The 598-nt window shown below is 40.8% G+C and carries 1 protein-coding gene; it reads right to left on the reverse strand.

All coding sequences use genetic code 11. The annotated features are described in order from the left end of the window. Window positions 1-482, reverse strand: a 482-nt coding sequence (locus R7Q46_RS28510; RefSeq protein WP_318078486.1) for a DUF3581 family protein, incomplete at its 3' end; no start/stop codon positions are given. Between the last annotated feature and the right edge of the window lie 116 nt (window positions 483-598).

Here is a 598-nt window from a genome sequence, read left to right on the forward strand (position 1 = left end):
GAAAATTCCACTTCCATGCTTTCATAAATAACCAGTGGACGCTGACAGTTGATCATCATTTGTTTCTCTTCCATAAGAGGAACCATGATGTGCGGGAAGTTCATGCCAGAAAACTGCACGTAGTTTGTTACCACGTGCTCAATAAAAGCCGGGTTGTGGTTGGTTTCGCCTTCACGAGACATGTGCAAGTATTCTTTGCCTGCCTCATCTACAACTGCGCTTTCTTTTTCACACTTATTTTCAATATGCAGCTCAATGCCATCATTTACCATGCCAGAGAAACGAAAGCGCATTTTTTGGCTGATGCCTTCTTTACTTAGTAGAACGGCAAATAGCAGGTCGCCAGGCACACAAAAGCGTTTGTTATCTTCATCATGAATAGGGTTGTAATCACCAGCCACACGCTTAGCAAAGTGACTTGCTTGTTCGCGAGTGAATTGAAATTGATGATTATTGTTTGAAAAATAAGGTGTTAGAAACATAATTATTAAGTAGTAACCAAAACTGTAAGGGATTATATGCGAATATCTGCGTAGCAATGGTCCATCCAGTAGAAAGTTCACTGCATTTTGACAATGCGCACCCAAATCAGCAGATA

Source organism: Vibrio sp. 811 (genome assembly GCF_033339195.1).